Origin of the sequence: Microcystis protocystis FBCC-A270, assembly GCF_050500235.1 — a bacterium.
Taxonomy (GTDB): domain Bacteria; phylum Cyanobacteriota; class Cyanobacteriia; order Cyanobacteriales; family Microcystaceae; genus Microcystis; species Microcystis ichthyoblabe_A.
Map to the genome: position 1 here is coordinate 4,340,781 of NZ_CP191407.1, position 26,269 is coordinate 4,367,049.

General features: G+C 42.3%; 20 protein-coding genes and 1 CRISPR repeat array. Of the genes, 13 read left to right on the forward strand and 7 right to left on the reverse strand.

Going from position 1 to position 26,269, the window contains the following annotated elements; genetic code table 11:
* Positions 1–6: 6 nt before the first annotated feature.
* From cas10d to ACQY1X_RS21260, 10 genes are all read left to right on the forward strand, one after another.
* Positions 7–2,973: a type I-D CRISPR-associated protein Cas10d/Csc3 gene (gene cas10d, locus ACQY1X_RS21215; RefSeq protein WP_430015121.1), complete on the forward strand. Its 2,967-nt coding sequence runs from the start codon at positions 7–9 to the stop codon at positions 2,971–2,973.
* Between the two features lie 24 nt (positions 2,974–2,997).
* Positions 2,998–3,999 carry a type I-D CRISPR-associated protein Cas7/Csc2 gene (gene cas7d, locus ACQY1X_RS21220; RefSeq protein ID WP_072924198.1) on the forward strand — a complete coding sequence of 334 codons (1,002 nt, stop codon included), beginning with the start codon at positions 2,998–3,000 and terminating at the stop codon, positions 3,997–3,999.
* A 6-nt stretch (positions 4,000–4,005) separates the two neighbouring features.
* Positions 4,006–4,668, forward strand: a complete 663-nt coding sequence (cas5d, locus tag ACQY1X_RS21225) for a type I-D CRISPR-associated protein Cas5/Csc1 (protein ID WP_430015122.1) — start codon at positions 4,006–4,008, stop codon at positions 4,666–4,668.
* A gap of 9 nt (positions 4,669–4,677) precedes the next feature.
* Entirely contained in the window at positions 4,678–5,244 is a 567-nt protein-coding gene (locus tag ACQY1X_RS21230) for a Uma2 family endonuclease (RefSeq protein ID WP_430015123.1), read from the forward strand.
* Positions 5,244–6,077, forward strand: a complete 834-nt coding sequence (gene cas6 / locus ACQY1X_RS21235) for a CRISPR-associated endoribonuclease Cas6 (protein ID WP_430015124.1) — start codon at positions 5,244–5,246, stop codon at positions 6,075–6,077. Before ACQY1X_RS21230 ends, cas6 begins: the two co-directional genes overlap by 1 nt.
* 2 nt (positions 6,078–6,079) lie before the next feature.
* Positions 6,080–6,673 carry a CRISPR-associated protein Cas4 gene (cas4, locus tag ACQY1X_RS21240; RefSeq protein WP_430015125.1) on the forward strand — a complete coding sequence of 198 codons (594 nt, stop codon included), beginning with the start codon at positions 6,080–6,082 and terminating at the stop codon, positions 6,671–6,673.
* Between the two features lie 5 nt (positions 6,674–6,678).
* Positions 6,679–7,683 (forward strand): type I-D CRISPR-associated endonuclease Cas1d, encoded by a 1,005-nt coding sequence (cas1d, locus tag ACQY1X_RS21245; RefSeq protein ID WP_002778670.1) that lies wholly within the window; start codon positions 6,679–6,681, stop codon positions 7,681–7,683.
* Between the two features lie 12 nt (positions 7,684–7,695).
* Positions 7,696–7,968, forward strand: a complete 273-nt coding sequence (gene cas2 / locus ACQY1X_RS21250) for a CRISPR-associated endonuclease Cas2 (RefSeq protein ID WP_046663050.1) — start codon at positions 7,696–7,698, stop codon at positions 7,966–7,968.
* 233 nt (positions 7,969–8,201) lie between these two features.
* Positions 8,202–11,641: a CRISPR direct-repeat array (repeat unit 37 nt; unit sequence GTTCCAATTAATCTTAAACCCTATTAGGGATTGAAAC).
* A gap of 344 nt (positions 11,642–11,985) precedes the next feature.
* Complete coding sequence (gene adhE / locus ACQY1X_RS21255) at positions 11,986–14,652, forward strand: bifunctional acetaldehyde-CoA/alcohol dehydrogenase (RefSeq protein WP_002738695.1); 2,667 nt, start codon at positions 11,986–11,988, stop codon at positions 14,650–14,652.
* 237 nt (positions 14,653–14,889) lie between these two features.
* Entirely contained in the window at positions 14,890–16,791 is a 1,902-nt protein-coding gene (locus tag ACQY1X_RS21260; protein ID WP_002754908.1) for a DUF4914 family protein, read from the forward strand.
* A 171-nt stretch (positions 16,792–16,962) separates the two neighbouring features.
* Here the strand turns inward: ACQY1X_RS21260 and gloB are convergent, their stop codons facing one another.
* The gene (gene gloB, locus ACQY1X_RS21265) at positions 16,963–17,736 is read right to left on the reverse strand and encodes a hydroxyacylglutathione hydrolase (protein WP_430013519.1); all 774 of its coding nucleotides are present in this window, start codon (positions 17,734–17,736) and stop codon (positions 16,963–16,965) included.
* Positions 17,737–17,899: 163 nt separating this feature from the next.
* On the opposite strand from gloB, the gene ACQY1X_RS21270 reads away from it, so the two are divergent.
* A complete protein-coding gene (locus ACQY1X_RS21270) occupies positions 17,900–18,457 on the forward strand; it encodes a Panacea domain-containing protein (protein ID WP_409879313.1) in 558 nt (185 codons plus the stop codon).
* Entirely contained in the window at positions 18,450–18,839 is a 390-nt protein-coding gene (locus ACQY1X_RS21275; protein WP_002803334.1) for a hypothetical protein, read from the forward strand. The genes ACQY1X_RS21270 and ACQY1X_RS21275 overlap by 8 nt, the downstream gene beginning before the upstream one ends.
* A gap of 35 nt (positions 18,840–18,874) precedes the next feature.
* Here ACQY1X_RS21275 and ACQY1X_RS21280 read toward each other — a convergent pair whose 3' ends face one another.
* On the reverse strand, positions 18,875–20,725 hold the full coding sequence (locus ACQY1X_RS21280; RefSeq protein WP_430013520.1) for a polysaccharide deacetylase family protein: 1,851 nt from the start codon (positions 20,723–20,725) through the stop codon (positions 18,875–18,877).
* A 453-nt stretch (positions 20,726–21,178) separates the two neighbouring features.
* On the opposite strand from ACQY1X_RS21280, the gene ACQY1X_RS21285 reads away from it, so the two are divergent.
* Positions 21,179–22,330, forward strand: coding sequence for an NAD-dependent epimerase/dehydratase family protein (locus tag ACQY1X_RS21285; protein ID WP_002747854.1), 1,152 nt, complete (start codon positions 21,179–21,181; stop codon positions 22,328–22,330).
* A gap of 101 nt (positions 22,331–22,431) precedes the next feature.
* On the opposite strand, the gene ACQY1X_RS21290 is transcribed toward ACQY1X_RS21285, so the two are convergent.
* The 5 genes from ACQY1X_RS21290 to hpsN form a co-directional block, all read right to left on the reverse strand.
* Positions 22,432–22,932, reverse strand: coding sequence for a Spy/CpxP family protein refolding chaperone (locus ACQY1X_RS21290; RefSeq protein WP_430015126.1), 501 nt, complete (start codon positions 22,930–22,932; stop codon positions 22,432–22,434).
* A gap of 20 nt (positions 22,933–22,952) precedes the next feature.
* Complete coding sequence (locus ACQY1X_RS21295; protein WP_002791902.1) at positions 22,953–23,315, reverse strand: hypothetical protein; 363 nt, start codon at positions 23,313–23,315, stop codon at positions 22,953–22,955.
* Positions 23,315–23,899 (reverse strand): sigma-70 family RNA polymerase sigma factor, encoded by a 585-nt coding sequence (locus tag ACQY1X_RS21300; protein ID WP_430013522.1) that lies wholly within the window; start codon positions 23,897–23,899, stop codon positions 23,315–23,317. Before ACQY1X_RS21300 ends, ACQY1X_RS21295 begins: the two co-directional genes overlap by 1 nt.
* Before the next feature lie 133 nt (positions 23,900–24,032).
* Positions 24,033–25,202, reverse strand: coding sequence for a hormogonium polysaccharide biosynthesis glycosyltransferase HpsO (gene hpsO, locus ACQY1X_RS21305; protein WP_430013523.1), 1,170 nt, complete (start codon positions 25,200–25,202; stop codon positions 24,033–24,035).
* Entirely contained in the window at positions 25,199–26,194 is a 996-nt protein-coding gene (hpsN, locus tag ACQY1X_RS21310; protein WP_016515869.1) for a hormogonium polysaccharide biosynthesis glycosyltransferase HpsN, read from the reverse strand. Before hpsN ends, hpsO begins: the two co-directional genes overlap by 4 nt.
* Positions 26,195–26,269 lie beyond the last annotated feature (75 nt).

The following is a 26,269-nucleotide window of genomic DNA, read 5'->3' on the forward strand; positions in this document are numbered from 1 at the left end:
AAAGTCATGAAAAATTTCGATTGGTTAATGCCTAATAATTATAATGTACCTGATCCTACAAAAACTAAAGAACCACCTTTAGTAAGATTAGCACTTGATACATTGACAAATGAGGAAGATCAAATTTTAAACGATTGGATTAAAATAGTTTTTCCTTATATTTTAGATTACTTTAGTTTAAGAAATGCTAAGGGAACGAGTTTTCAAGTTGCTGAAGTATTAACGGCTGATTTAGATATTCCTCTTGAAAAGCGACAAAAAATTATTAACAAGCTAGTTAATTTAAAAGATCAAAGTCTAGCAGTGCATTTACTTAATGCTGCTTTAGGAGGATGGACGTTAGCTAAATTAGCTAATTTAGATCAGTTTCAACAGCAACTTTATTTAAGTGCTATTACCATGCACGATCTCAATAAAATTGTGTTACCTCGTTTGGGTAATACTCGTATGGATGGAAAACAATGGGAACAGTATAAAAATGCTTTTTTGACTTGGGGAGATGCTTTGCATTTGTGGGATTTTATTGATCAAAATTATTGGCAAGATGTAGCATTTTTAGCACAAAATGCAGAAGATGCAAGGGGAGCAAATTTAACTGTTGCTAATTTTCCTGATTTACAATTACCACCAGATCAACTAATGAATTTAACTGATTTTGTCAGATTTGGTGATTTAGTTGCGTCTATTGCTCATCATCCTGATGATTTAGAACAAGATAGTATGAGAGCAATTTTAAGACGTACTGTTAAAGGGAAATATGTAATTCGTAGTCATAAAACTAATGAAAATAGAGGTTTATTAACTCAAGCAATTCACAACGCAGTTTTACTACAAACTGAAAAAGTCAATTGGAAACCGTTTTTATTTTTTCCCGATGGTGTAACTTATTTTGTACCTAAAGATTCTGCTGAACCTGATTTGTCTGATATTCCCGAAGTGGTTAGAAATAATACTTTGGAAATAGTTTCCAAAGGAGTTGGTGATTTAGTTGATCGTGCTGGAAAAGGCGTTTATTATGAACCTGATTTAATTGAAATTGCTGATATTAAATTAGCATCAGAAACTTTAATTAGACGAACATTTACTATTATTAACGATAAAAAAGATGCTAAAACTGGAGAAAGGCGAGATAAGGTATTAAGCAACGCTTTTTTAAGTAAAAACCCTGATTTAAAACATTTAGATTGGGAGTATCCTGCTAATTTGCAAACTGATCGTTTTGCAGAAGGATTTAACGCAATAACTGTACTAATTAAGGATTTTTATGGATTAGAAGAAGGTACTGAATTGATTTTAGAAACTCTTAATATGAGTCAATACTTAAAACACTGGGAAATGATTCCCAAAACAGGTGGTACTCCCTATGGTTGGTATTATCTTGCAGGACATTATATTAAAGAACATTCTAGTTTAAGTCCAACCGAATTAGAACAAATAATGTTAACTACCGTTCAGGAGATTTTAGAAAAGTTAGGAAAACCAGATCGTCCACCACCATTTGCTTTTTTAGAGAAATATATTTCTCAAATATTAACAATAACAGATTCAACAGAAAAACACGATTTTAAAGGAGAACTACAACGTTATCATCTGAATAAAGCTCAACGTAAACGCCAACCTATTTGTGCTATTTGTAATAGTGCTTTTGAGATTCGTGAGGAATTTTCTAGTTATAGTAATAAAAGAGTTACAAGCACACAAGAATCAAAACGAGGAAAATGTACTATCTGTCAAGTAGAAAGTTTATTAAGACGCTATGGAATGAATGCTAGTTTATCAGCAGAAGATGAAACTGTTTATCTTCATTTTTATCCTGCATATTACTTTACTCCAGAAACAGTTTTAATAATGGAGAGAGCTTACCAAAATTTTGCTCAAAGTTCTTTTGCTGAATTAGATAAAGATTTATCTGAGCAAAATTATAATCCTAATTATGTTCCTCGTATGGATATTTTTCGCATCGGAAATGATCCCAATGAAAACTTAAAAAGACGCACTAAAAAAGAATATGCAACAGGCAAAATGCACGGTTATTATTTGTTAGGTATTCCCTATTTAGGAGAAAAACCTACAGATACAGAATCATGGTTTATGTCAGCAATCAAAGCCTTACTAGCTCCTCTTACTTTTGGAGTAAAATTAGTTGCTAGTCGTAATCCTATTCCTCTTTATGACTCAGGTGGAGACTTCAAAGAAACTGTAATTATTGATGGAGTCCATACCTATTGGTTACACGGAATAAAACGAACTATTTTTCGTTTAGATGAACTAGAAAAAGCGATTCCTGCTGTTTTTAGTATTTACTCACTAACTGCACAATCTTACAGAGATAGTCGTAACTATCCTGTATGGAACCAGTTAAATACGGTTTGTCAATCTTTAGATACCAGTCCTCTTTATGTTTTTCATTATGCTGATCGAATTCAAGAAAATGATAAAAAAACAAAAGCTCAAAAATCCCAAACAGATCAATCTCAATCTAATAGTTTACCAGATTGGTTGGCTGATAAACTGATCACTTACTACTACTTGTTAATTAAATACTATGGGGGAGAGGATACAATGTCAATGATTCAAACATTAGTAGATCAGTATGCTTGCTTTTATCGAGCAAGTGGGTTTGCTGCTTATGCTAGGCTAAGACCTTTTAATGTAGCGGCAAAAGTGGTTTTAGATAGTTTACCAACAATATCAAAAGATGATCTTAAATTAATGATAGAAGGTCATTTAATTGCTTTAGTTGATGGTGTACTTGATAAACAAACCGATGGCTATATTCCTGAAGAAATCAGAAAAGATATAGCTAAACGTCAAGAACTTATAGAAATCTTTGCTGAATCTTTTTTAGATAAAGTTTTCTATGATTACTGTAGAGGTGAGAGATCGCTATTACGACAACATATTAATTTATTGCGTAAAGCCGCCGAAGCTCATTACGTCAAAACCTACAGCAAGAAAAAAGATCAAGAATAAATTATTAAATAGGAGAAAAAACTCATGTTTGATCAGTACAAATCTCATTTCCAAACCTCTATTCCTAAAATTCCAGGTGCTAAATATGCTCACTTTATCCTATTACGAGAAACAGACTCTTATGCAGTTTTTAAAACTGATGGTGAGCTAAATGTAGCACGGGTAAGAGCAGGGTTAGATAGCACTGATATTATTACTCGTCTGGTGTTATTTAAACGTAAACAAACCACACCTGAAAGATTAACAGGACGGGAATTATTACGCCGTTATGGAATCTATGAACAGATTACAACCAACTATGAACGAATTGCCAAAAAAGAAAAAGACAAAATAATTGAAGATTGTACTTACAACGGTGAACCCTGTGGAGGTTGTCCAGATTGTGTTATTTATGGTTATGCAGTAGGTGAGTCGGGTTCAGAAAAATCAAAGGTTTTTATTGACTCTGCTTATGCTGTTCCTGCTTATGAAGAATCTCACCAAACAATGACTCTTAATGCGCCTTATGAAGATGGAACAATGACAAGTGGAACAAGTACAACTAACCGTTTTAGTGAACAAGATCATGTTATTCCCCAAGTCCCTTTTCCCACTGTTGTTACATTAAGAGATCCTACTCCTAACACATTTCTTTATGTGTTAAATAACATTTATCGTACTAAACGTTACGGCGCACAAACAACTCGTACAGGACAAGTGAGAAATCATTTAATTGGTATCATTTTTGCTGATGGTGATATTTTTGCTAACTTACGTCTAACTCAAAAAATCTATGATTTATTTCATGAAAAAAAACCGCCCTATGGAGTAGCAGAAATGAGAGAAAAAACTGAACAAGCTATTGAATATTTAATCAAACAAGATGGCGTGTTATATCAGTTAGTTAAGGGAGAATCATTAACATCTCTTGAAAAAGAAGCTGAAGCTATTTTATCTGATGAAAATCAATTTAAAAAGTGGCTAAATGCTGTTGCTGAAGAAACTTTAGCTTATGCTGAAAATGCCAAAGTCATCAAAAAGAAATAGTAAACTATGCACATTTATCATCTCGAATTAACTTTACAAGATACAGTTTACTTTGCAACCCGTGAGTTAGGTCGTTTATACGCAACTGAAAATTATTTACATAATTATGCGTTGACTTATGCTTTAGGATTGGCTAAAAGTAGTTATCACGATTCACAACATATTCCTCATTATCAAGAAGATTTAGAACCCCTAAATCAAAAAGGAATTTATGTTACTCCAGCACAACCTGTTAATTTTGCCTATGTTACGCACACTTACAAATGGGCAGATTTGCGGTATCAAGTCAGAATGGAACAGAGTAGTGTTAACTTACCAACATTTGGAAGAATACGAGAAATCGCTCCCGAAAGTGTTTTTGAATGTTTTATCATTTCCCATCACCCCCTACAACTTCCTAAATGGATTCGTTTGGGAAAATGGATGAGTAAAGCGGAAGTAAAACTGACAGAACTTTCCCTATCAAAACAAAAAGAGGATTTATTTATCTATCCCTATCCTTTAAATCCTCTCGATGTTATGTTTACCCATCAGGTGATTGGCTACGACGTGATCAATATGCCACCGGTTAGTTTAATCCGTAATGTACGAATGCGCGGGGAATATTACCAAATAAGCGATCGCCCCGATCTGAAAATTCCCGCTCGATTGTCCTATCACTTCGGTTGAAAATTGACCATGACTCTTATATCTTCTAAATCCCTCACTTTACCGGAATTTTTCTCACTAACCGCTCCCGAGGGCGATATTACCTATGAATTAGTCGATGGAGAAGCGATCGCAAAAATGTCACCGAAATTCTTTCATTCTCGTTTAACTCTGGCTTTATCTTCTATACTTGATCGCTGGAATCAAGGACGGGGAGAAGTGGGAATCGAATGGGCGATCATTCTAAGCAAAAACGATCGAGATTGGTGTCCCGTTCCCGATCTTCTCTACATTTCCCCGGAAAGGTTAGGAGATATTCCCCTCACCGATGAAGCTTGTCCCGTTCCCCCGGAATTAGTCATCGAAATTATTTCTCCTGAACAATCCTTCAGCAGCCTGAGCGAAAAAGCCGTGGACTACCTAAAAGCGGGAGTCAGTCGTATCTGGATCGTCGATCCCCGGGCCAAGCAGATCACGATTTTCTATCCCGACGCACCCCCAGCGATTAAAAAAGGCGATGACGAAATTAGCGATATTCTCCTCCCCGATTTAACCCTAACCCCCGGACAAATTTTCGCCAAGGCCCGATTAAGTTAATGCCCTACAGTCTCGTTCTCAATCTCACACCCCGATCGCCGATCTATCCGAATTTTCTCACCGGACGACACCTTCACGCGCTATTCCTTACCCTTGTCAGTAGTGTCGATCAGGAATTAGGGGACATTCTGCACGCATCGGAGGCAGATAAAGCCTTCACCTTATCGCCACTACAGATGCAATCCGGGGGAAAAACGATAAATTCCCCGCAGTGGCGATACGAACGGCCAATCGCCCCCGAAACTCCCTGCTGGTGGCGGATTTCTCTGCTCGATGACCGATTATTCGGTAAATTAACCTCACTCTGGTTGAATCTCAATCCAAAACACCCCTGGCATCTCGGTTCCGCCGATCTCGTTATCACTAGCGTCCTCGCCACCCCGCAATCGGTTCAACCCTGGGCGAACTCTTGTACTTATCAATACCTGTATGAAAACGCCTCGGAAACGAATCGGGAATTTGATTTCCTTTTCGCCACCCCCGTCACCTTCCGGCAGGGAAAATTCGATAGTGCCTTACCGACGCGGGAACTGGTGTTTAATAGCCTTCTCAATCGTTGGAATCGCTATAGCGCTATCCCCTTCGATTCTATTGCCCTAGAGTTGATTTTCCCTAGTTTCTTCGATATTCAAACGAAATTAGCCGACGAAGCCTATAAAAACCAGTCGTTCGGTTGTGTAGGCGAGATTCACTATCGTCTTTTGGGAGAGGTGGAACCCGCAAAGATTAAAGCGATTAATGTACTGGCGGATTTTGCCCTCTACGCGGGAGTGGGACGGAAAACCACCATGGGGATGGGGATGACTCGCAGAATTGCTAAGGAGAAAAGATAGCCATGGATGAATCTGACTACATACCGATCGCCGCTCTCAACCATTACGCCTACTGTCCCCACCGTTGTTGGAGAATGTTCGTCGCCGGGGAATTTCTCGATAATAGCTACACGATCGAGGGAACAAATTTACACGAGCGAGTTCACACCGTCGGGGCGGCAAACCGCGAGGAAATATGGCAAATTCGGGCGATCTGGCTTAAATCAGACAATTACCGTCTCATCGGTAAAGCCGATCTGATCGAGTCCCAGGATGGCGAATTTATCCCCGTGGAATACAAACGGGGCAGTAAAGGCGAATGGGATAACGACGAGTTGCAGGTGTGCGCTCAAGCTCTGTGTTTGGAAGAAATGACGGGAAAACGGCTAGATACTGGCTATATCTACTATGCCAGTTCCCACCAGCGTCAACCGGTGGCGATCGATCTTGCTCTACGGCAACGGGCGATCGCTACGATCGGAGCAGTTGAAACCCTGATCCAGACGGGAAAAATGCCACCGGCGATCTATTCACCCCGCTGCAAGGGATGCAGTTTGTTCGATCGCTGCTTGCCCCGATTAACTGAAAAAGTCCAACGATATCGAGAGGAAGACTAAAAAATATGGGAACGGTATATGTGACAAGAGAAGACGCATTTCTCGGCAAAAATGACGAGCGTTTAACGGTTAAAGCATCCAAAGAAACGATCCTCGATGTACCTCTATTGAACGTGGAAGGAGTGGTGATTTTCGGACGGGGTTCAGTTTCTCCCGCATTGGTGATCGAATTGTTGGAACGTCATATTCCGCTCAGTTTCGTCACATCCACCGGACGCTATCTCGGTAGATTGGAACCGGAGATGACCAAAAATATTTTCGTTCGTCGAGCGCAATGGCAGGCCGCCGGCGATTCTCCGAAAGCCATTCATTTAGTGCGGGGATTCGTCCGCGGCAAGCTGAAGAATTACCGCAACATTCTGCTCCGTCGTCAACGCGATCGAAAAGAGTTGGATTTACAAACGGCGATCGCTTGTCTGGAAGCAGCGATCGGATCGATCGAAACAACCTCGGCGATCGATTCTCTCCGGGGGTTAGAGGGAGCGGGAAGCGCAGCCTATTTCAGTTGTTTTGATTCCCTAATTCTCGGCGATACTTTTACCTTTACCTCGCGTAACCGTCGCCCCCCGCGAGATCCGGTCAATTCTCTTTTGAGTCTGGGTTATGCGTTATTGCGCCATGACGTGCAGAGTGCGATCAATTTGGTCGGTTTTGACCCCTATCTCGGTTATCTTCACTATCAACGCTACGGTCGCCCCTCGCTGGCACTAGATCTGATGGAGGAATTTAGAGCGATCGTCGTTGATGCCGTAGTTCTCAATGGGGTCAATCATCCTTATCTTACCCCCGAACATTTCACCACCGAACCCTTAAGCGGTGCGGTTTCCTTGACGAGAGAGGGATTACAGATTTTCCTGCGCTTGTACGAACAGAAGAAACAATCCAAGTTTAAGCATCCGGTAATGGGTAAACAGTGTACTTATCAAGAAGCTTTCGAGATTCAGGCCCGACTAATGGCGAAATATCTCATGGACGAGACGGATAAGTATCCACCTTTGATTTTAAAGTAGGTAGAGGCGGTCATGTATTTTGTTATCAGTTACGATATTTCCGATGATAAGCGACGAACCAAAATTCACAATACGTTAAAGTCCTACGGCCAACGGGTGCAGTATAGTGTTTTTGAGTGCGATCTAACCGATACCCAGTACGCTAAGCTGCGCGGGCGCTTGAGTAAGTTGATCAAACCCGATACCGATAGCATCCGCTTTTATTTTCTCTGCGCCTGTTGTCGGGGTAAAGTGGAACGTATCGGTGGTGAGTTACCCCGGGATAATACAATTTTTTTTGTTTAGCTCGGTTGCGCTTCCGGGTAGCTGTAAAAATCCTTAACTATTATCTGGTGGCTGAAAAGCTTATGCAATATAGATTCGAGATGATTTTCCTTTCCAACGCGGGGCGCACCTTATCCCGTAAGGTTTTGCGGGGTCTTGAAGAACTGGGTCACTTGCTGTACAATAGATTTATTGCGGGTGCGGCGCATACGAACCTTGAAAACCCCATAGCGTATAGCTTTTACCACTGGGCGGTTCCAATTAATCTTAAACCCTATTAGGGATTGAAACTGGAATCTAGATAATTAAATGGGGGGATTAATTCCCGTTCCAATTAATCTTAAACCCTATTAGGGATTGAAACCATGAAAAGGCCTCCTTTATTCCGGCTTCTAGAGCGTTCCAATTAATCTTAAACCCTATTAGGGATTGAAACTAATCCCATTGTACTGCTCAGGAGTTAAATCAATTGTTCCAATTAATCTTAAACCCTATTAGGGATTGAAACAATACTGACTTACGGGTACAACAAAGTCACTTTATCGTTCCAATTAATCTTAAACCCTATTAGGGATTGAAACATTCATCTTTAGGCATACTCCAATGTGTTGATTAGGTATGTTCCAATTAATCTTAAACCCTATTAGGGATTGAAACATGGGAGCGATTGCTAAGCTTTCCAAGAAAGAAAGTTCCAATTAATCTTAAACCCTATTAGGGATTGAAACTCGCAAAAGTTCGATAAATTCTTGTTCCATTAATGTTCCAATTAATCTTAAACCCTATTAGGGATTGAAACAGTCTGTGGAGCCAGTGATAATGACCGAGAAACAGGTTCCAATTAATCTTAAACCCTATTAGGGATTGAAACGCCCTACCATTACCGCCCTGTTATGGTTCGGGTTCCCGTTCCAATTAATCTTAAACCCTATTAGGGATTGAAACAGCCGAGTGTTGTGGTATTCTTTTGTGAGGGGGATTGTTCCAATTAATCTTAAACCCTATTAGGGATTGAAACATCTTGAATCTGTACAGGGGGAACATGATTATTCTCGTTCCAATTAATCTTAAACCCTATTAGGGATTGAAACATCAGGAGAGAAAATGCACATAATTTCAGTTTTCAGGTTCCAATTAATCTTAAACCCTATTAGGGATTGAAACAATCATCAGAAACTTACAGAAAAAGCCTCGAAAGTTCCAATTAATCTTAAACCCTATTAGGGATTGAAACCCTTCAGTTGCCTCGCTATCCCACTTGTAGAAATCGTTCCAATTAATCTTAAACCCTATTAGGGATTGAAACGGTCCAAAAGCAGTAATTTACGCTGGTAAGCCGCCAGGTTCCAATTAATCTTAAACCCTATTAGGGATTGAAACCCGACTAAGGCAGATGTAGCCGAGTATCTACACGTTCCAATTAATCTTAAACCCTATTAGGGATTGAAACGCAGTCCATAGGTAGCCAAAATGCCAAATATCCAGCGTTCCAATTAATCTTAAACCCTATTAGGGATTGAAACTTTAACCTTGCTTGCAAATCCTCTAATATTTCTAGTTCCAATTAATCTTAAACCCTATTAGGGATTGAAACAGGTAATTTCCGTCCCACAGGATGAGTTGTCTTCGTTCCAATTAATCTTAAACCCTATTAGGGATTGAAACTTTCTGCCGCTCTAAAACAGAAATTTCTTGTTGGTTCCAATTAATCTTAAACCCTATTAGGGATTGAAACACTAAAAATTCATCTAGTCCCTTATAATGGTTCCAGTTCCAATTAATCTTAAACCCTATTAGGGATTGAAACGTTTTTTTGCGGAGGGTGAAAAAAGAGAAAAAAATCGTTCCAATTAATCTTAAACCCTATTAGGGATTGAAACGCTGGCCAGCTAACCTAATTCACGATGGGAGTGATGTTCCAATTAATCTTAAACCCTATTAGGGATTGAAACTGATAGAATAGAGTAAAACCAAGAGGTAATTATGGTTCCAATTAATCTTAAACCCTATTAGGGATTGAAACTTACTTTGAGGCAGATCCCAAGAATTTGCAAAAAAGTTCCAATTAATCTTAAACCCTATTAGGGATTGAAACTAAAGGCGGAGCTAGAATTTAGTTTTTGCCGACTGTTCCAATTAATCTTAAACCCTATTAGGGATTGAAACAGCTGCCGATCTAGCTTTCTTAGAGTTTCGGGGATCAGCGTTCCAATTAATCTTAAACCCTATTAGGGATTGAAACCGGCGATCGATTTCAGGGTGGCGGCCGTGCTGCCGCTATGTTCCAATTAATCTTAAACCCTATTAGGGATTGAAACTTAAAAATTATTAGGAGAAAGGACATGGAAAATAGTTCCAATTAATCTTAAACCCTATTAGGGATTGAAACGGATGGAGCAGTGGAGTGATAAAAATTTAAAAACTTGTTCCAATTAATCTTAAACCCTATTAGGGATTGAAACGGGTACAAACTAATTTGGGAAGCTCGATCGCTGGTGTTCCAATTAATCTTAAACCCTATTAGGGATTGAAACTAATAAAGATTCCAATTGCACAACAGTTAATCCTAGTTCCAATTAATCTTAAACCCTATTAGGGATTGAAACCTTTTTCCGACAATCCTAAAGAGGTATCGATCGCCTGTTCCAATTAATCTTAAACCCTATTAGGGATTGAAACATCAAGTTTTACAAAATTGGTTTATTAATTGCTTTGTTCCAATTAATCTTAAACCCTATTAGGGATTGAAACCCGACTTGGTTGCAAAAGTGCCGAAACACTACTTAGTTCCAATTAATCTTAAACCCTATTAGGGATTGAAACAAAACGGTAGTGCAGTTGGCTCACCCCGGGACAGTTCCAATTAATCTTAAACCCTATTAGGGATTGAAACGAATAACAGAAGCGCGGGCATCTAAATTGGAGAGATCTAGTTCCAATTAATCTTAAACCCTATTAGGGATTGAAACAAAATTGATGACGACCCCTATTCAAAGCGGGGGGACTGTTCCAATTAATCTTAAACCCTATTAGGGATTGAAACAGTTCCCACGTTGCCCGCCAGGGTAGCATTCTGAAAGTTCCAATTAATCTTAAACCCTATTAGGGATTGAAACTCCCAATTGAGAGATGGCGACCTAATCAAACTTGTTCCAATTAATCTTAAACCCTATTAGGGATTGAAACGACGATTCTCTGATCCCTATACCTAGGCCCGGATAAGTTCCAATTAATCTTAAACCCTATTAGGGATTGAAACTTCTCAAATGGCAGGCACTACACAAAGCAATTAAAGTTCCAATTAATCTTAAACCCTATTAGGGATTGAAACTTCCAGATTCTCTTTTATGGAATCACTTGCCAGAAGTTCCAATTAATCTTAAACCCTATTAGGGATTGAAACCGATGATTCCTTCGGCTCGAATTTGGAATCGGCAAAGTTCCAATTAATCTTAAACCCTATTAGGGATTGAAACTTTCGAGGACCAAAAGGCGATCCCGGTCAGCCCGTTCCAATTAATCTTAAACCCTATTAGGGATTGAAACGGGCGATTAGCTTGCAAGCAAGTAATAATCATACTCGTTCCAATTAATCTTAAACCCTATTAGGGATTGAAACATTTTACCTACGTTTGGAGAGATACCTTCCGGCGTAATGTTCCAATTAATCTTAAACCCTACTAGGGATTGAAACTGGAACTTGAAACCTTCTAGTCTATTAATTTCAAAATGAGAATTGCTGTCAGTGAGTTTATCGAACTGCTTGCGTCCAAAATATCCTATAAATTAGAGGAAGTATAAGCTAATTTGTATTGATAGTAAATCTGTTTTTAATAGTATGAGCAACTCTCAATCGCACGCTAAAAACCTTCTCCCTTGTTCCTTCTCCCCACTTCCCCATACCTATTACCTAGCATTGTTAGTATTCTATAATACCAATGCTTAGGAAACTATAAAGAAAATCCCAAGATTAGGCGAGTCCCTTGGCGAAAAAGGCTATAGTAGCATAAAATCCGTAATTTTATCTACAAAATTGTTATGACAGTTACCAATAGACAAGAGCTAGAAGAACTGATTCAACAGGTGAAAAAAGCTCAACAACAATTTGCCAACTATAGCCAAGAACAAGTAGATCTTATCTTCAAAAAAGCGGCATTAGCAGCCAACAACGCTCGCATTCCCTTGGCTAAAATGGCCGTACAAGAGACAGAGATGGGAGTAATAGAGGATAAAGTGATTAAAAACCATTTTGCCTCAGAAATCATCTACAACAAATATAAACACAGCAAAACCTGCGGCATTATCGAAGAAGATAAATCCTTTGGATTGCAAAAAATCGCCGAACCCGTGGGCATTTTAGCGGGGATCGTACCCACCACAAATCCCACCTCCACAGCCATTTTTAAAGCCCTAATTGCCCTGAAAACCCGCAACGGCATCATTTTTTCCCCCCATCCGCGAGCCAAAGACTGCACGATCGCGGCGGCCAAAATAGTCTTAGAAGCAGCCGTGAAAGCGGGCGCACCGGCTGGTATTATTGGTTGGATCGATCAGCCATCGGTGGAACTTTCCCAAGCATTAATGCAACATCCCAGCATTAATTTAATCCTTGCCACCGGCGGTCCCGGTATGGTAAAAGCGGCCTATTCTTCGGGAAGACCTTCCCTAGGAGTTGGCGCCGGCAATACCCCCGCTTTAATTGACGAAACCGCGCACATAAAAATGGCTGTTTCCTCGATTATTCTCAGTAAAACCTTCGATAACGGCATGATTTGCGCCTCCGAACAATCGGTAATCGTTGTCGATAGCATCTATGAAGAAGTTCGACAGGAATTTATTGATCGCGGGGCCTATCTTCTTTCCCCCGCAGAAAAGGAAAAAGTCGTCGGGATTCTCCTAAAAGATGGTCATATCAACCCCGATATCGTCGGGCAACCGGTGGAAAAATTAGCCAACATGGCCGGAATTTCTGTTCCTGAAGATACCAGGTTAATAATCGCAGAAGTGGAAAATATTGGCTTAGAGGAACCATTTTCCTACGAAAAACTCTCGCCAATTTTAGCCATGTACCGGGCCAAAGACTTTGAAGATGGGGTAAAAAAAGCCGAAAAACTGGTCTTATTTGCCGGTCGAGGTCATACGGCCGTGCTTTATACTGCACCCTCTAATCGGGAACACATTAAGCGCTTTGAAGACAACGTACAAACAGCCCGGGTGTTAATTAATACCCCTTCCTCCCAGGGTGCGATTGGTGATATCTATAACTTCCGTCTCGATCCTAGTTTAACCCTCGGTTGTGGCACTTGGGGCGGTAATTCCATCAGCGAAAACGTCGAACCTACCCACCTATTAAATATTAAAACCGTAGCCGAGCGCCGGGAAAATATGCTTTGGTTCCGAGTACCACCAAAAGTATATTTTAAATACGGGTCATTACCGATCGCTATTCGGGAATTAGCCGGCAAAAAACGGGCCTTTATTGTCACCGATAAACCTCTTTTCGACCTAGGAGTTACCGCACCTTTACAGGAAATTTTAGAAGAAATCGGCATCACGGTTAATATCTTTTATGATGTGGAACCCGATCCTTCCCTGGAAACCGTCGAACGGGGTTTAAATGTCATTAATACCTTCAATCCCGATGTAATTATCGCTATCGGTGGTGGTTCCCCCATGGATGCCGCTAAAATCATGTGGCTACTCTACGAGCATCCAGAGATAGAATTCGAGAGCTTGGCCATGCGTTTTATGGATATCCGCAAACGAGTCTATGAATTGCCCCCTTTAGGCGAAAAAGCTCTGATGGTGTGTATTCCCACCACTTCGGGAACAGGATCGGAAGTGACTCCCTTCGCCGTCGTCACCGATCGCCGTAATAATATTAAGTATCCTCTGGCAGATTATGCCCTAACTCCCAGCATGGCCATCGTCGATCCGGAATTAGTGCTGAATATGCCGAAAAAATTGACAGCCTACGGCGGAATTGACGCTTTAACTCACGCTCTTGAGGCCTACGTCTCGGTTTTAGCCTCAGAATATACTAACGCTCTTGCTCAAGATGCCATCCGACTGCTGTTTAAATACTTGCCCAGTTCCTATCATAACGGAGCTAAAGACCCGAAAGCGCGGGAAAAAGTCCATTATGCGGCGACAATGGCAGGAATGGCCTTCGCTAATGGCTTTTTAGGCATCTGTCACTCCATGGCTCACCAATTGGGGGCAATTTTCCACATTCCCCACGGTCTGGCCAATGCCTTGATGATTTCCCACGTCATCCTCTATAATGCCACCGATGCCCCCTTTAAACAGGCGACCTTCTCTCAGTACAAATATCCTAACGTGAAGTGGCGCTATGCCAGGATCGCTCATTCTCTGGGATTGGGGGGAGAAAGCGAGACCGAAAGTGTGGAAAGATTGGTATTAGCGATCGAATGTTTAAAACGGGAAATCGGTATTCCGGCCAGTATCAAAGAGGTAATTCCCGAAAGTGAAGCCGAATTTATGGCCAAATTAGACCATTTAGCCGAACAAGCTTTCGATGATCAGTGTACCGGAGCCAATCCCCGTTATCCCCTGATCGAGGACTTAAAAACCCTGTTAATCCAAGCTTATCACGGCAATTTGCCCCTAGAGGTGGCGGTAAATGGTCACGGTGAGGTCAGTCTTGCCGATTTGAAGTTAGATCCGCAACCCTTGAGCTTGTAGAGATAGATTTTGCCTTTGATCCCCCCTACCCCCTAGTAGGGTTGATTCATGAATCAACCCTACCCCTTGCCTATTGCCTATTGCCTGTCTTCATCAGTAGCCTATACTCAACGGATTTAGTATGACAGGTCTTTTGCCGCGGGTCTAATATTGATTTTTATCAACGATTAATCTAAGTTGCTCGACAAGAAGCTATATTAAGTAATAATACCTACAGCCTCATCCTGAGGAGGGAACATGGTAGTTAATCCGCTTCCCGATTTCTCGTTACCGTCAGAATTAACAGATATTCTGCAATCATGCCCGAATTTCACCCTGGCTGCGGATGTCGAACAACTAATTGAATTAGCCGTTAAAGATGCCAAAAACGGCTATCATGAGGTTGCCTATGACATCCCCAACCGAGGTAAAGTGGTAGAAGCCTTAGTGTGTCGGGTTCGCAATGGCATTAGTGCTAATTATACGGAACCGTATATGCGGCGGCGCGATCCCGATTGTATGGTCATTGGCGACGAGTTGCCAACTAATAAACCGACTTTTAAGTCTCGTTTTGGTTTTGAGTTTGAAGAACTAAGACAACAGACCTTTGCGTGGTTAAAAACTCAAGAATTAGCACTTTTTACCTTTGTAGCTGGAGTCAAGGGAAAAGGCCCCGATGTTGTGGTTGTCGCCCCCGCTAACGCCGGTTTCTTCGCTTTAGGGCTTTCTCTGCTCCAAGGCATCGACGATCCTAGTGAAATCGGTTCTGACTTTTTACCCGGGGCGGTTCTCTATGTGGCGCCGCCGTTTCGCCATCAGGTGTTTCAAGGCAAGCAAGTGGTTGTCCATAACCGCCGTCCGGGGTTGCATGAGCTATTCAGCTACAATCTTTATCCCGGTCCTTCGGCTAAAAAAGGAATCTATGGCGTATTGTTAGCCATGGGAGAGCAGGAAAACTGGGTGACAGCCCATGCTTCTACCGTTCAAGTGATTACCCCCTACGATCACAAAGTCACCTTTATGCACGAAGGGGCAAGTGGTGGGGGAAAAAGTGAAATGCTAGAACCGGCTCATCGCCGCCCCGATGGGAGTCTCCTATTGGGAAAAAATCTGGTCACGGGGGATGAACGCCACCTAATCTTACCCAAAGCTTGCGATTTGCGTCCTGTAACCGATGATATGGCCCTCTGCCACCCCAGTCTGCGCCAGCCCAAAAATCAAGACAAACTGGCTTTAATGGATGCAGAAAATGCTTGGTTTGTGCGTCTCAATCACATCACCCATTACGGCACCGATCCCTATTTAGAAGAACTGACCATTCATCCACCCCATCCGCTTTTATTTCTCAATATCGAGGCACGGCCGGAAAGTACCGCTCTGATTTGGCAACATATCGAGGATGAGCCAGGAAAGCCCTGCCCCAATCCTCGCGTGGTCATTCCCAGAGATATCATCCCTAACGTAGTTAACGGGGCAGTTAGCGTCGATATTCGCAGTTTTGGGGTGCGGACTCCTCCCTGCACCAAGGAAAGACCGAGTTACGGCATCATCGGGCTGCTGCATCTTCTCCCCCCCGCCTTGGCTTGGTTGTGGCGGTTAGTTGCTCCTCGCGGTCATGCCAATCCCAGTATCGTCGAGAAGGAGGGGATGAGTTCCGAAGGGGTTGGCTCTTACTGGCCCTTTGCCACCGGACGGCGAGTGATTCAAGCTAATCTGATTTTGCAACAAATTCTCACCACCCCCAAAGTTCGTTACACCCTCTGTCCCAATCAGTATATTGGTGCTTGGGAAGTGGGATTCATGCCTCAGTGGATCGCACGGGAATATCTAGCCCGTCGGGGTGGCGAAAAATTTTCTCGCCAACAGGTTGTTCCCTCCCGTTGTCCCTTGCTCGGTTACACCTTCCGCTCGATGATGGTTGAGGGGCAAACTATCGGTAACTGGTTTTTCCGTGTCAACCTGCAACCAGAAGTGGGAAATGAGGCCTTTGACCGGGGGACTACGATTCTTAAAGAATTTTTTGCCGGCCAACTTCGGCAATTTCTCGAACCCGATCTCGATCCTCTGGGTAAAACAATTATTGACTGCTGCCTCTCCGATGCCAGTTTAGAAGATTACGAACGACTGATTCCCTACCCGATCATCAGTGATGAAGACTGATTAGGGCTGGCTGAATAAATCTAAAAACCTTGTTGGGTAAGACTTTTAGACTTTTTGTCAATCAAAAAGTACCAGATATGGGAGTGATCGGGGGGAAATTTCAGGGACTTTTTCCCACACCCCACACCCGACACCCCACCAACAAGCTTATTCAGCAAACCCTAACCACTCCTAAAAATTATCTTTTTTCCCCCGCAGCCGTGCAAACACTTGTACTGGTTCGCTGCTATTCATGGTCATGGCCAAAGCGGGACTATCCCAGCGCAAAAAAGGATTAGTCAGCTTTTCCGTCCCCAAAATTGCCGGAATCGTGGGAAGATCTTCAGCGCGATGTTTTTCCACTTCCCGATAACGCTGTTGCAGAGCAGCATTATTAGGGTCAACTGTCAAGGCAAACTTTAAATTATTTAACGTATATTCGTGAGCGCACCAAACCCTGGTCTGGTCAGGCAGCGATCGCAATTTAGTTAAAGAAGCCACCATTTGGCCCGGTGTTCCCTCAAATAAACGACCACAACCCCCAGAAAACAGGGTATCACCACAGAATAACTCACCGTAATCTCCGGGGTTAACCGGGGGAAAATAATAGGCAATATGGCCGCGAGTGTGGCCGGGGACAAAGAAAACCTCGGCCCGGCGACCGGCAAATTCCACCCGGTCCCCCTCCTCTAAAAACAGCTGCTGGCCCGGAATGCGACCGCGATCCTCCTTTCCCCCATAAACACAAAGATGGGGATAACGATTAATTAAAGCCTGATTAGCCCCCACATGGTCGCCGTGGTGATGAGTATTGAAAATAGCGACTAAATCCACCTGTAAAGCCTCTAATCGCCTGAAAACCGGTTCAGGTTCCGCCGGATCCACCACGGCCGCGATTTTTTGTGCCGGATCGTAGAGGAGGAAAATATAATTATCGGAAAGGGCGTTAAGACGTTCGATCTCCATGGTAGAATTTTGGGCTAAGGTTTAACTCGATCATACCTATAGCAGCATCTTTGAGAAATCAGGCTAGAAACCTCAACCACTGGGACAAAATCTTAAATATGGCCGATGTAGAATAATAACTATAATAAAAGTGTCATAAAAAAGCAGTGAATTTATAGTAGTTATGACGATCAAATTTCGGTTTCATCCAGAGAAAGCAGTGGAAGCCGCTGCTATACTCTTAAAGCTGCACGGCAAACCGATGAAGTATTTAGGGTTGCTGAAAATGCTCTATATAGCTGACCGTCTTGCTTTAAAAACCATGGATCAACCAATTACTGGGGATAGATATATATCAATGGATTATGGACCGGTTCTCAGTGGTGTTTATGATTTGATTAAAGGACAGCCCGTGGACTCTGCTTTACCCCTGTGGTCGAAATATATTTCTCCCCGGGATTCTAATTATGTTGACCTGCTGCAATATCCCGGCAATGAAGAACTCTGTGAAGAAGAAGAAATGATTCTTAAACAGGTTTACAAGACTTTTGGCCATCTCAATCCCTTTCTTGTAGCCGAATGGACTCACGATCTACCAGAATGGAAGGATCCCCATGGTTCGGCTATTCCAATTTTAGTAGAGGATGTTTTGCGATCTATGGGTAAAACGGAGGAGGAAATCGAAGATATTAGCCAAGAAGCCCAGCGAGAAGCCTATTTAGATGGAGCTTTACATGGCTAGTCTGGTAGTCAAGCTGGGGGATGCCTTTTTAATCGATACACCCCCTAATAAGCAACATCTCTATATTGCGATCGCAAAGACTTCTGAAAATAGATATTTATTTGTCAATGTTACAACTCGAAGAAGCAGTTCGGAAGCTACTTGTGTGCTTTTGCCCGGCCTTGGTGTCCCGAATTTTATAGTCTGTGAATCCGTGATTGCCTATCAATTTGCCCGGGAGATGGATGCCACGGAATTAGCCAGTTTAATCACTGCGGGTAGTCCGATTCCAAAAGGCTCCTGTTCAGCCACAATTCTCGCACAGATTCAGCAAGGTGGTCTGGTTTCTCCACGGCTGAAAAACAAGTACAAAATTGCCCTGAGAGCCTTCTTAGATACATAGCTTCAGCCGTTTTCTGGTTAACAAGTTTTTGTCCCCTAACTCCCCGCAGGACAGGAATCGGCGAAAATTACGCAGGGAATCCCCACATGACTAACGGGAACAATATAGGTTTCTGTGGGGGGAAATAAAGCGACAACGTGGGGAACGGGACGGGGAGTATAATGCACTTGCGATTGGCCCTGATAAGCGAGGGAGGTGCTTGCTCCTGAATCCAACATCACTGCCTCCCGAAAGCCTGCCTGTACTAATAATTCTCCCAAAGCCATGGAATCGATCGGGTCTCTGGAAACCCCGATTACTGGCTGTCCTGCCTGATTAATCCCCCAAAAAGCCCGGTGACGCAGGGCATCAAAACCGTAAAGTGTACCAAAGGATTCTCGCGATTGTGGTTGTCCATCTTTGACTAACCAAGCGGCCGCGACAAAAGCATCCGTAACCTTGAGATCATTTCTAGCCTCCGCTGCAATTCCTTCTAGGGTATTATGACGAGCAGGATCAAAAGGAAGATAACGCACCCATCGATCGGTAATGATTACTAAAGGACGACCCTCTAACTTGTCAATTTCTCCCTCATATCCCGGGATAAAGCCGCCATTTTGGCTTAAAACCGGCCCGATCATCTGATTTGAGTCCAATTCCTTGAGAGAGAAAAAACCGCCATCTACAGCCGCGATCGCTTCTGTACCGGCGATAATTTCCTCCACTTGATAGCGACTATCAGCGTGGATAGTTTTGGGAATCCCGCCACTAATTAATACAAGTGTATTAGTTGGAAATTCCACTTCCCGTTTTTGGATGGTGGTAGCAAAGTTAAAACCGCCATCGGTACGGGGTAAGGGATCACCCCCCCAAGCTTGCGGTACAACTTCTCGCGTGCGCGATTGCCCAAAGCGTCCAATCGTGAGTAAATTGGGGGATTGTCCAGCAAAATGCTCATCGAGGTCATTCATCGATAAAGCCGCCCGATAACCCGCTTTTTTGACGAATTCCTTCACTCGATCGTCCGCCTTCCCTTCCGGATAGGTGAAATAATTAATCGGAATACCCAATTCTTTTTCTAAGATTTGTTTCGATTGCTTGACTTCTTGCTCCAAATCTGCATCGGACAATAATCTTAAATCCCGGGGATGACTGACGCTATGGGAGACAATTTGGACTAGAGGATCGGCGGCCATTTCCTGGAGTTGTTGCCAAGTGACACTGGTTCTACCAGTTTTTTGAGTCATTTTATTGATATAAATCGAGAAAACAGCAGGATAGCCGTATTTTCTCAATAAAGGATAGACATACTGGTAATGTCCCCCATAACCATCATCAAAAGTTAATAAAACTGGTTTAGCGGGAAGGGGAATACCTGTCCGCAGATGGGAAATTAACCAATCGATACTGATAGGAGTTGCCCCGATTTCCCGCAAAAATTGAAAATGTGCCTCTAATTCGGCGGGAGTAACGTCAAAGAATACCTCTTTTTCCGGTAAAATGTCGTGATACATTAAAATCGGTACTTTTGTCTCTTGAGCGCGGGGATGAATTTCTGGCCAGGGTGCTAATTCGATCGCTGTTGCCGAGTTATTTTGCCAATTATCGAGACTAATATCGTTTTTTTGGAGAGATAGGGGTAGAATCACTCGATCAGAGATGTTTTTATAGGTTTTACAGTCAAAAATTCTCGATATATCCTTAAAGGAACTATCTTCTAGGACATAATCCGCGCATTCCGGTTGAAACTCCCTAAAAGGTGCGGGAAGATAATCACCCCCCACCAGAGCATTAGAACGAGGATAGAGAGAAATTGCCCAAATAATCAGACAAACGACGATAAATGCCAAAAATCCGTATAGGGGAAGGAAAGGAAACGAAGATTTTTGCCGAGCTTGCCAACGCATAAGATCAAGTAATAAAGTAAAAAGTAAAAAAGAAAAAGTAAAAAAGCAGATAGTCCCTAATTTACTGAAAAAACTGCTTTTTATCTAGATTTTTGGCTTTTGTTTTCTCGTCAGCAAAGCCCACCGATTACAAGCTGAGTTTCTCTGTAATCCGTTCCCTTGTCAAGTTTTCTAGAACACCCTCATCAGTTATCAGTTATCAGTTATCAGTGAGCAGTGAGCAGATTTGAGTTTTCAGTGGACAGTGGTAATCAGTGAGCAGTTGTCAATAGACTACCTTTATTGATTCTCCCTATTTCCCCACACCCCACACCCTACACCCCACACCCTACACCCTACACCCTACACCCCACACCCCACACCTCACTATGTTCAGGGGGATTAAGCTGGTAAAGCGTGACACAAAACTGCTAGAGTTACCAAAGACGAGTATATAAACTTTACAGATATTGTATGAGAGTTTTGGTTATTGGCGGAGACGGCTATTGTGGTTGGGCAACGGCACTCCATCTATCAAATAGAGGTTACGAAGTAGGCATACTTGATAGTTTAGTTCGTCGCTATTGGGACTTACAATTAGGCTGCGATACCTTAACACCGATCGCACCCATATCTCATCGGATTCAACGCTGGCAAGATCTGACGGGAAAATCGATCGATCTTTTTGTCGGGGATATTAATAACTACGACTTTCTGATTCAATCCCTGCGACAATTTCAACCAGACACCATTGTTCACTTCGGAGAACAGAGATCTGCACCCTTCTCCATGATCGATCGCGAACACGCGGTTTTAACCCAAGTTAACAACGTGGTTGGCAATTTAAACATCCTCTACGCGATGAAAGAGGAATTTCCCGAAGCGCACCTAGTAAAACTGGGAACGATGGGTGAGTATGGCACACCGAATATAGATATTGAAGAAGGCTACATCACGATCGAACATAACGGTCGTAAGGATACTTTACCCTATCCCAAACAGCCCGGCAGTATGTACCATCTCAGCAAAGTCCACGATAGCCATAATATCCATTTTGCCTGTCGGATGTGGGGTTTAAAAGCCACAGATCTCAATCAAGGGGTGGTTTATGGAGTCCTCACCGAAGAAACGGGAATGGATGAGATGTTAATTAACCGTCTTGATTACGATGGGGTTTTTGGTACTGCTTTAAACCGTTTTTGTATTCAAGCGGCGATCGGTCATCCCCTGACAGTGTACGGTAAAGGTGGTCAAACGCGAGGATTTTTAGATATCCGCGATACCGTGCGTTGTTTGGAATTAGCGATCGCTAATCCTGCTCAATCCGGGGAATTTCGCGTTTTTAACCAATTTACCGAACTGTTTAGCGTCGGTGACTTGGCACTGATGGTGAAAAAAGCTGGTTCTGCATTAGGGTTAAATGTGGAGATTAACAATCTTGACAACCCGCGCATCGAGTTAGAGGAACATTATTTTAACGCTAAAAACACAAAATTACTCGATCTAGGCCTACAACCTCACTATCTCTCCGATTCTCTCCTCGATTCCCTCTTGAACTTCGCCACCAAGTATAAAAATCGGGTAGATATGAATCATATCCTACCAAAAGTCACTTGGAAACGATAATTTATTAGTAGATGATAAGTTGAGGATGGGCAAATAACCCATCCTTTGCGTTTTTCTAATGTATCGCCATCAAACTCGATCTTAATCCGCACTGATAGGAATTATTGTCGTCCGCAATTGCGGGAATTAGGGCAACGTTCCTGCATTAATTGCGAAAATTCCGTTCTTTGAGCGGGAGTTAAGACTTGACGAATTTCTAAAAAACTTTCAAATTGCAGGTTACTCATTTCTTGGCGATTCCGAGAGATTTGCTGATGTTTAGCACGAATATCTCGATCGGAGGCATTATTCGATAATAAACTATTTAATTCTTGTTCGTTGCTTCTCAGGGTTTCTCGCAACTTTTTGGTTTTTTCCTGATATTTCTGACGAATAGCGGCAACTTTCGACTTTTGGTCATCGGTAAGGTTCAATTGTTCAATTAGTCTTTCTCTAGAATTATCCATCCCACGGGGACGATTTTCAGGACGTTGGGGAGAGCTAGTTTGAGCAATAAATAGACCATCTTGGGGATAGGATAGCACAGTGGCAGTGGGGACTAGGTTAGCGGCCAGAGTTAAAGCCATGGTTGTGCCGAGAATCGAGACAGTAGAAAAGTACATAATTGACCTTGACAAAGAAATTAAGGATTATAGGTAGAATAGGTGAGTTGAGGCTCGTTTAAGCTCATCCAAGGCGAACTATAAACGCTAGGAGCAGCAATCGGTGGAGCGATGCTATGGTTCCAACTCTCCACTAAAAAAGCTTCTAACTCCTCGTCGGAAATTTGGCTCAGTTGTGGATGAGGATGAGACCAACGATAGGAAGCAAAAATCAGCACAGATAAGGCAGTAATACCAGTTATCCACCCCAATTTTGGGAAATTTACTGGCTTTTCTTCCCTAATCATTTGCATTAACTGTTCTTCTTCATCTATCGGTCGAGGTGGCAGCGATGGACGATAGCGACGCAGAAAATTAACCACTTTGTCATCTTCTGGGGACATTAGAGAACTCCTTGTTTTTGCAAAAATTGGCCCATGATTTTACGCGCATAATGAAGACGTGATTTCACCGTACCGAGGGGAATTTCTAAGATTTCGGCGATTTCCTTTTGGGGTAAGTCCTCTAGATCGTGAAGGATAAGGACAGCGCGATGTTCTAAACTGAGAATTTCTAACCCTTGTCGGACCACTTCCTCATAATGCAATTGCATCAAATCAGGACTATCTTGGGGACGGGATTCGCTATCAAGGGGGTTTTCCTGATCAGTGCTTTTGGCGATCCTCATTTGTCTTTTGGCTAATTGTCGCCGACCATCGAGCGCCACATTGCAGGTGATCCGATAAACCCAAGTGGAAAAGTATTCAGGTGAACGCAATTTCGGCAACCCGTGCCACACTCTTAAAAATACCTCTTGGACAAAATCCTCTAGGAATTCCTGTCCACAGAGTTGATAGAGAGTAGAGCGGATTTTTGGTTGATAAAGACGGTAAAGGTGACGAAAAGCACCCCTATCACCCCTTTGACATTTTAAAACTAACTCTCGAACGCTCACACTTGTTTGCTTCTCGGTTATCACCTCGATCATTCCCCTCACCCCTAGCTACTTGTCCCTTTAGACTAGGGGGTATCAAGAATGGTTCATAACCAGTTATCAGTTATCAGTTACCAGTTATCAGTTATCAGCTTTTTTCTCCCCACACCCCACACCCCACACCCGATCACCGAGGGAGTAATTGTTGATAGAAATCCAATTGTTTTTGAGCGAGGGCTTTATTAGTATAATTGGTCATTACTCTCTGATAACCTCTCTGGCCTAATTCTTGAGCGAAGCTGGGATTATCTAAGAGAATTTGTATAGATTTAGCCAGTGCTTCCCCATCTTTTTCGGGAAAAATTAACCCCGTATCAGCAATAACAAAGGGAATTTCTCCTGAATCAGAACCAATAACAGGAACCTGACAGGCCATAGCTTCAATTAAAACATGACCGAATTGTTCTTTCCAACCGACGGCCGTTAAAGTTTTGACCCGATAGGTGATTTCTGAAGGCAAAACTAAAGTGTTCATCAGGTTAATATAATTAACTACTTGATCGTGGGGAACACTTTCCACTATTATCAAGCGATCGCTTATTCCTGCGGCTGTAGCTTCGCTGACTATTTTATCTTTCAGGATGCCCCGACCTAACAGTAATAACTTCCACTTACCTGTTAATTTATTTACAGCTTTAATCAAGGTTAAAATGCCTTTTTCTTCCACAAAACGACCGATAAAACCAATCACAAATTCATCGCTTTCAATGCCTAAAGATCGGGCTAAATCGGGTTGCTTGCCCGGAGAAAAAAGAACTTCATCCACGCCTAATTGCGGTAAAACGGTGTATTTACCCCTGTAACCCCGTTCTTTTAAAACATCTACTCCGTCCTGATTACCGGCAATTAAACCATCGGTATTTTTCAGGTTATAAGCTTCTAACCAAGAGATGGGAAATTTAGGAGTATAGGGAAGATTCCACCAAGTAAAAAATACATTTTTAGCCCGGAGATTTAAGAGACGATTCAGAGTAATAAATTGTGCATAACCGAGAGATTTAGAACCCTGTTCCACTTGAATAATATCTGGTCTAAATTTTTGCAATAAAGAAATTATATCAATACCAAAAGTTAATAAAGCTTGGTTATTCTGGCTAAAATTAGAGATAGGAATGACTTGGAAATTATCGGCTATTTTCGGTTGACTTTCAATGATTTTATTTTGGACTCCTCCCGGTTGCCAACGTTGGGGAACAACAATAGTAACTTCAATATTAGGATTTAATCTTGTCAGGGAGCGCAGTTTCTCACAGTTGAGATCAACTATATATGTATGACTAGCGACTAAAATTCTCATAGATTATCTAGTTTTGTATAAATTTGGCCATCATTCCAGAGGGACTTAACTTGAGTTTTCAGAGCATCCAGAAAACCTAAACCATAAAAAATTCCCCTAGAAAGAATTTTAATCGGGGAACCACCTTTATTACAGGGAGGATTGCCAAGAACGTGACAGTCAAATAATTTAGCATAGAGTCGCAATTGTTGAGCAGGAGTGAGATTTTTCAAGGCCATCAAAAAGTGATTATGATAAAAAGTCGTCTGATAACTCAAAGAACGAGTGCTAATATCATGACAGCCGCCGGTTTCTTCCCCTAAATGAACCAGATAAGCGGTGGGATCGTACCAGACATGATAGGGAGTCTGGCGTAACCTTAAGCAAAAATCCGATTCCTCGCGCACGGCACTGCCACGAAAGCGTTCATCGAACCAAATGCCGTATTTCGTAAATATATCCTTCCGGAAAGACATATTACAGCCCCGGGCCGAGATTACCTGCTGGGGTTTAGTGGTGTGGACAAGATCGATGTAATACCAAGCAATGCCGGGATCCATGGCTTGGGGGGGTAAAAAGTCGATTTCGTAGGGTTTGCTGGTATCTGTCACCATTTTTTGGGAGTCACCCAATTTCATGCGATCAAATACCCGACCTGCCACTACACCTATCTCAGGGTTCTTGACAAAATTCTCACCATGTGCTTTGAGATAATTATCCGGTAGCCGCACATCATCATCGATAAAAAGAACGATATCGCCCTGGGTGCGACGGACTCCATAATTTCTGGCACCGGGTAAACTCGCCCAATCCAGCCGATACCAGCTAATTTTGTGCTGATTAGCCAGATTTTCTAGATAGGATTGTATTTCGGGGCTGTGGGTAGCGGTTTGGTCGATAACCAATACCTCAAAATCGGGATAATCTTGTTTGAGCAGGTCATCGAGAGTATCTTTAAGAGGCTCTTCGCGTCGATAGGTGGGTATGATGACAGAAATCGAGGGAAAATTCATAGCAGTAATCAGTAATCAGTAATCAGTAAACAGTAATCAGTAAACAGTAAAAAGACGGTAGGAAACTTCTATTTA

Excerpts from the sequence above, each read along its gene's own strand:
- cas2 (WP_046663050.1), top strand. The coding sequence starts at position 7,696 with ATGTATTTTGTTATCAGTTACGATATTTCCGATGATAAGCGACGAACC.
- cas4 (WP_430015125.1), top strand. The coding sequence starts at position 6,080 with ATGGATGAATCTGACTACATACCGATCGCCGCTCTCAACCATTACGCC.
- ACQY1X_RS21260 (WP_002754908.1), top strand. The coding sequence starts at position 14,890 with ATGGTAGTTAATCCGCTTCCCGATTTCTCGTTACCGTCAGAATTAACA.
- ACQY1X_RS21275 (WP_002803334.1), top strand. The coding sequence starts at position 18,450 with ATGGCTAGTCTGGTAGTCAAGCTGGGGGATGCCTTTTTAATCGATACA.
- ACQY1X_RS21295 (WP_002791902.1), bottom strand. The coding sequence starts at position 23,315 with ATGTCCCCAGAAGATGACAAAGTGGTTAATTTTCTGCGTCGCTATCGT.
- cas6 (WP_430015124.1), top strand. The coding sequence starts at position 5,244 with ATGCCCTACAGTCTCGTTCTCAATCTCACACCCCGATCGCCGATCTAT.
- ACQY1X_RS21270 (WP_409879313.1), top strand. The coding sequence starts at position 17,900 with ATGACGATCAAATTTCGGTTTCATCCAGAGAAAGCAGTGGAAGCCGCT.
- cas10d (WP_430015121.1), top strand. The coding sequence starts at position 7 with ATGAAAAATTTCGATTGGTTAATGCCTAATAATTATAATGTACCTGAT.
- cas5d (WP_430015122.1), top strand. The coding sequence starts at position 4,006 with ATGCACATTTATCATCTCGAATTAACTTTACAAGATACAGTTTACTTT.
- ACQY1X_RS21230 (WP_430015123.1), top strand. The coding sequence starts at position 4,678 with ATGACTCTTATATCTTCTAAATCCCTCACTTTACCGGAATTTTTCTCA.
- hpsO (WP_430013523.1), bottom strand. The coding sequence starts at position 25,202 with ATGAGAATTTTAGTCGCTAGTCATACATATATAGTTGATCTCAACTGT.
- cas7d (WP_072924198.1), top strand. The coding sequence starts at position 2,998 with ATGTTTGATCAGTACAAATCTCATTTCCAAACCTCTATTCCTAAAATT.
- adhE (WP_002738695.1), top strand. The coding sequence starts at position 11,986 with ATGACAGTTACCAATAGACAAGAGCTAGAAGAACTGATTCAACAGGTG.
- ACQY1X_RS21285 (WP_002747854.1), top strand. The coding sequence starts at position 21,179 with ATGAGAGTTTTGGTTATTGGCGGAGACGGCTATTGTGGTTGGGCAACG.
- ACQY1X_RS21290 (WP_430015126.1), bottom strand. The coding sequence starts at position 22,932 with ATGTACTTTTCTACTGTCTCGATTCTCGGCACAACCATGGCTTTAACT.
- cas1d (WP_002778670.1), top strand. The coding sequence starts at position 6,679 with ATGGGAACGGTATATGTGACAAGAGAAGACGCATTTCTCGGCAAAAAT.
- gloB (WP_430013519.1), bottom strand. The coding sequence starts at position 17,736 with ATGGAGATCGAACGTCTTAACGCCCTTTCCGATAATTATATTTTCCTC.
- ACQY1X_RS21280 (WP_430013520.1), bottom strand. The coding sequence starts at position 20,725 with ATGCGTTGGCAAGCTCGGCAAAAATCTTCGTTTCCTTTCCTTCCCCTA.
- hpsN (WP_016515869.1), bottom strand. The coding sequence starts at position 26,194 with ATGAATTTTCCCTCGATTTCTGTCATCATACCCACCTATCGACGCGAA.
- ACQY1X_RS21300 (WP_430013522.1), bottom strand. The coding sequence starts at position 23,899 with ATGATCGAGGTGATAACCGAGAAGCAAACAAGTGTGAGCGTTCGAGAG.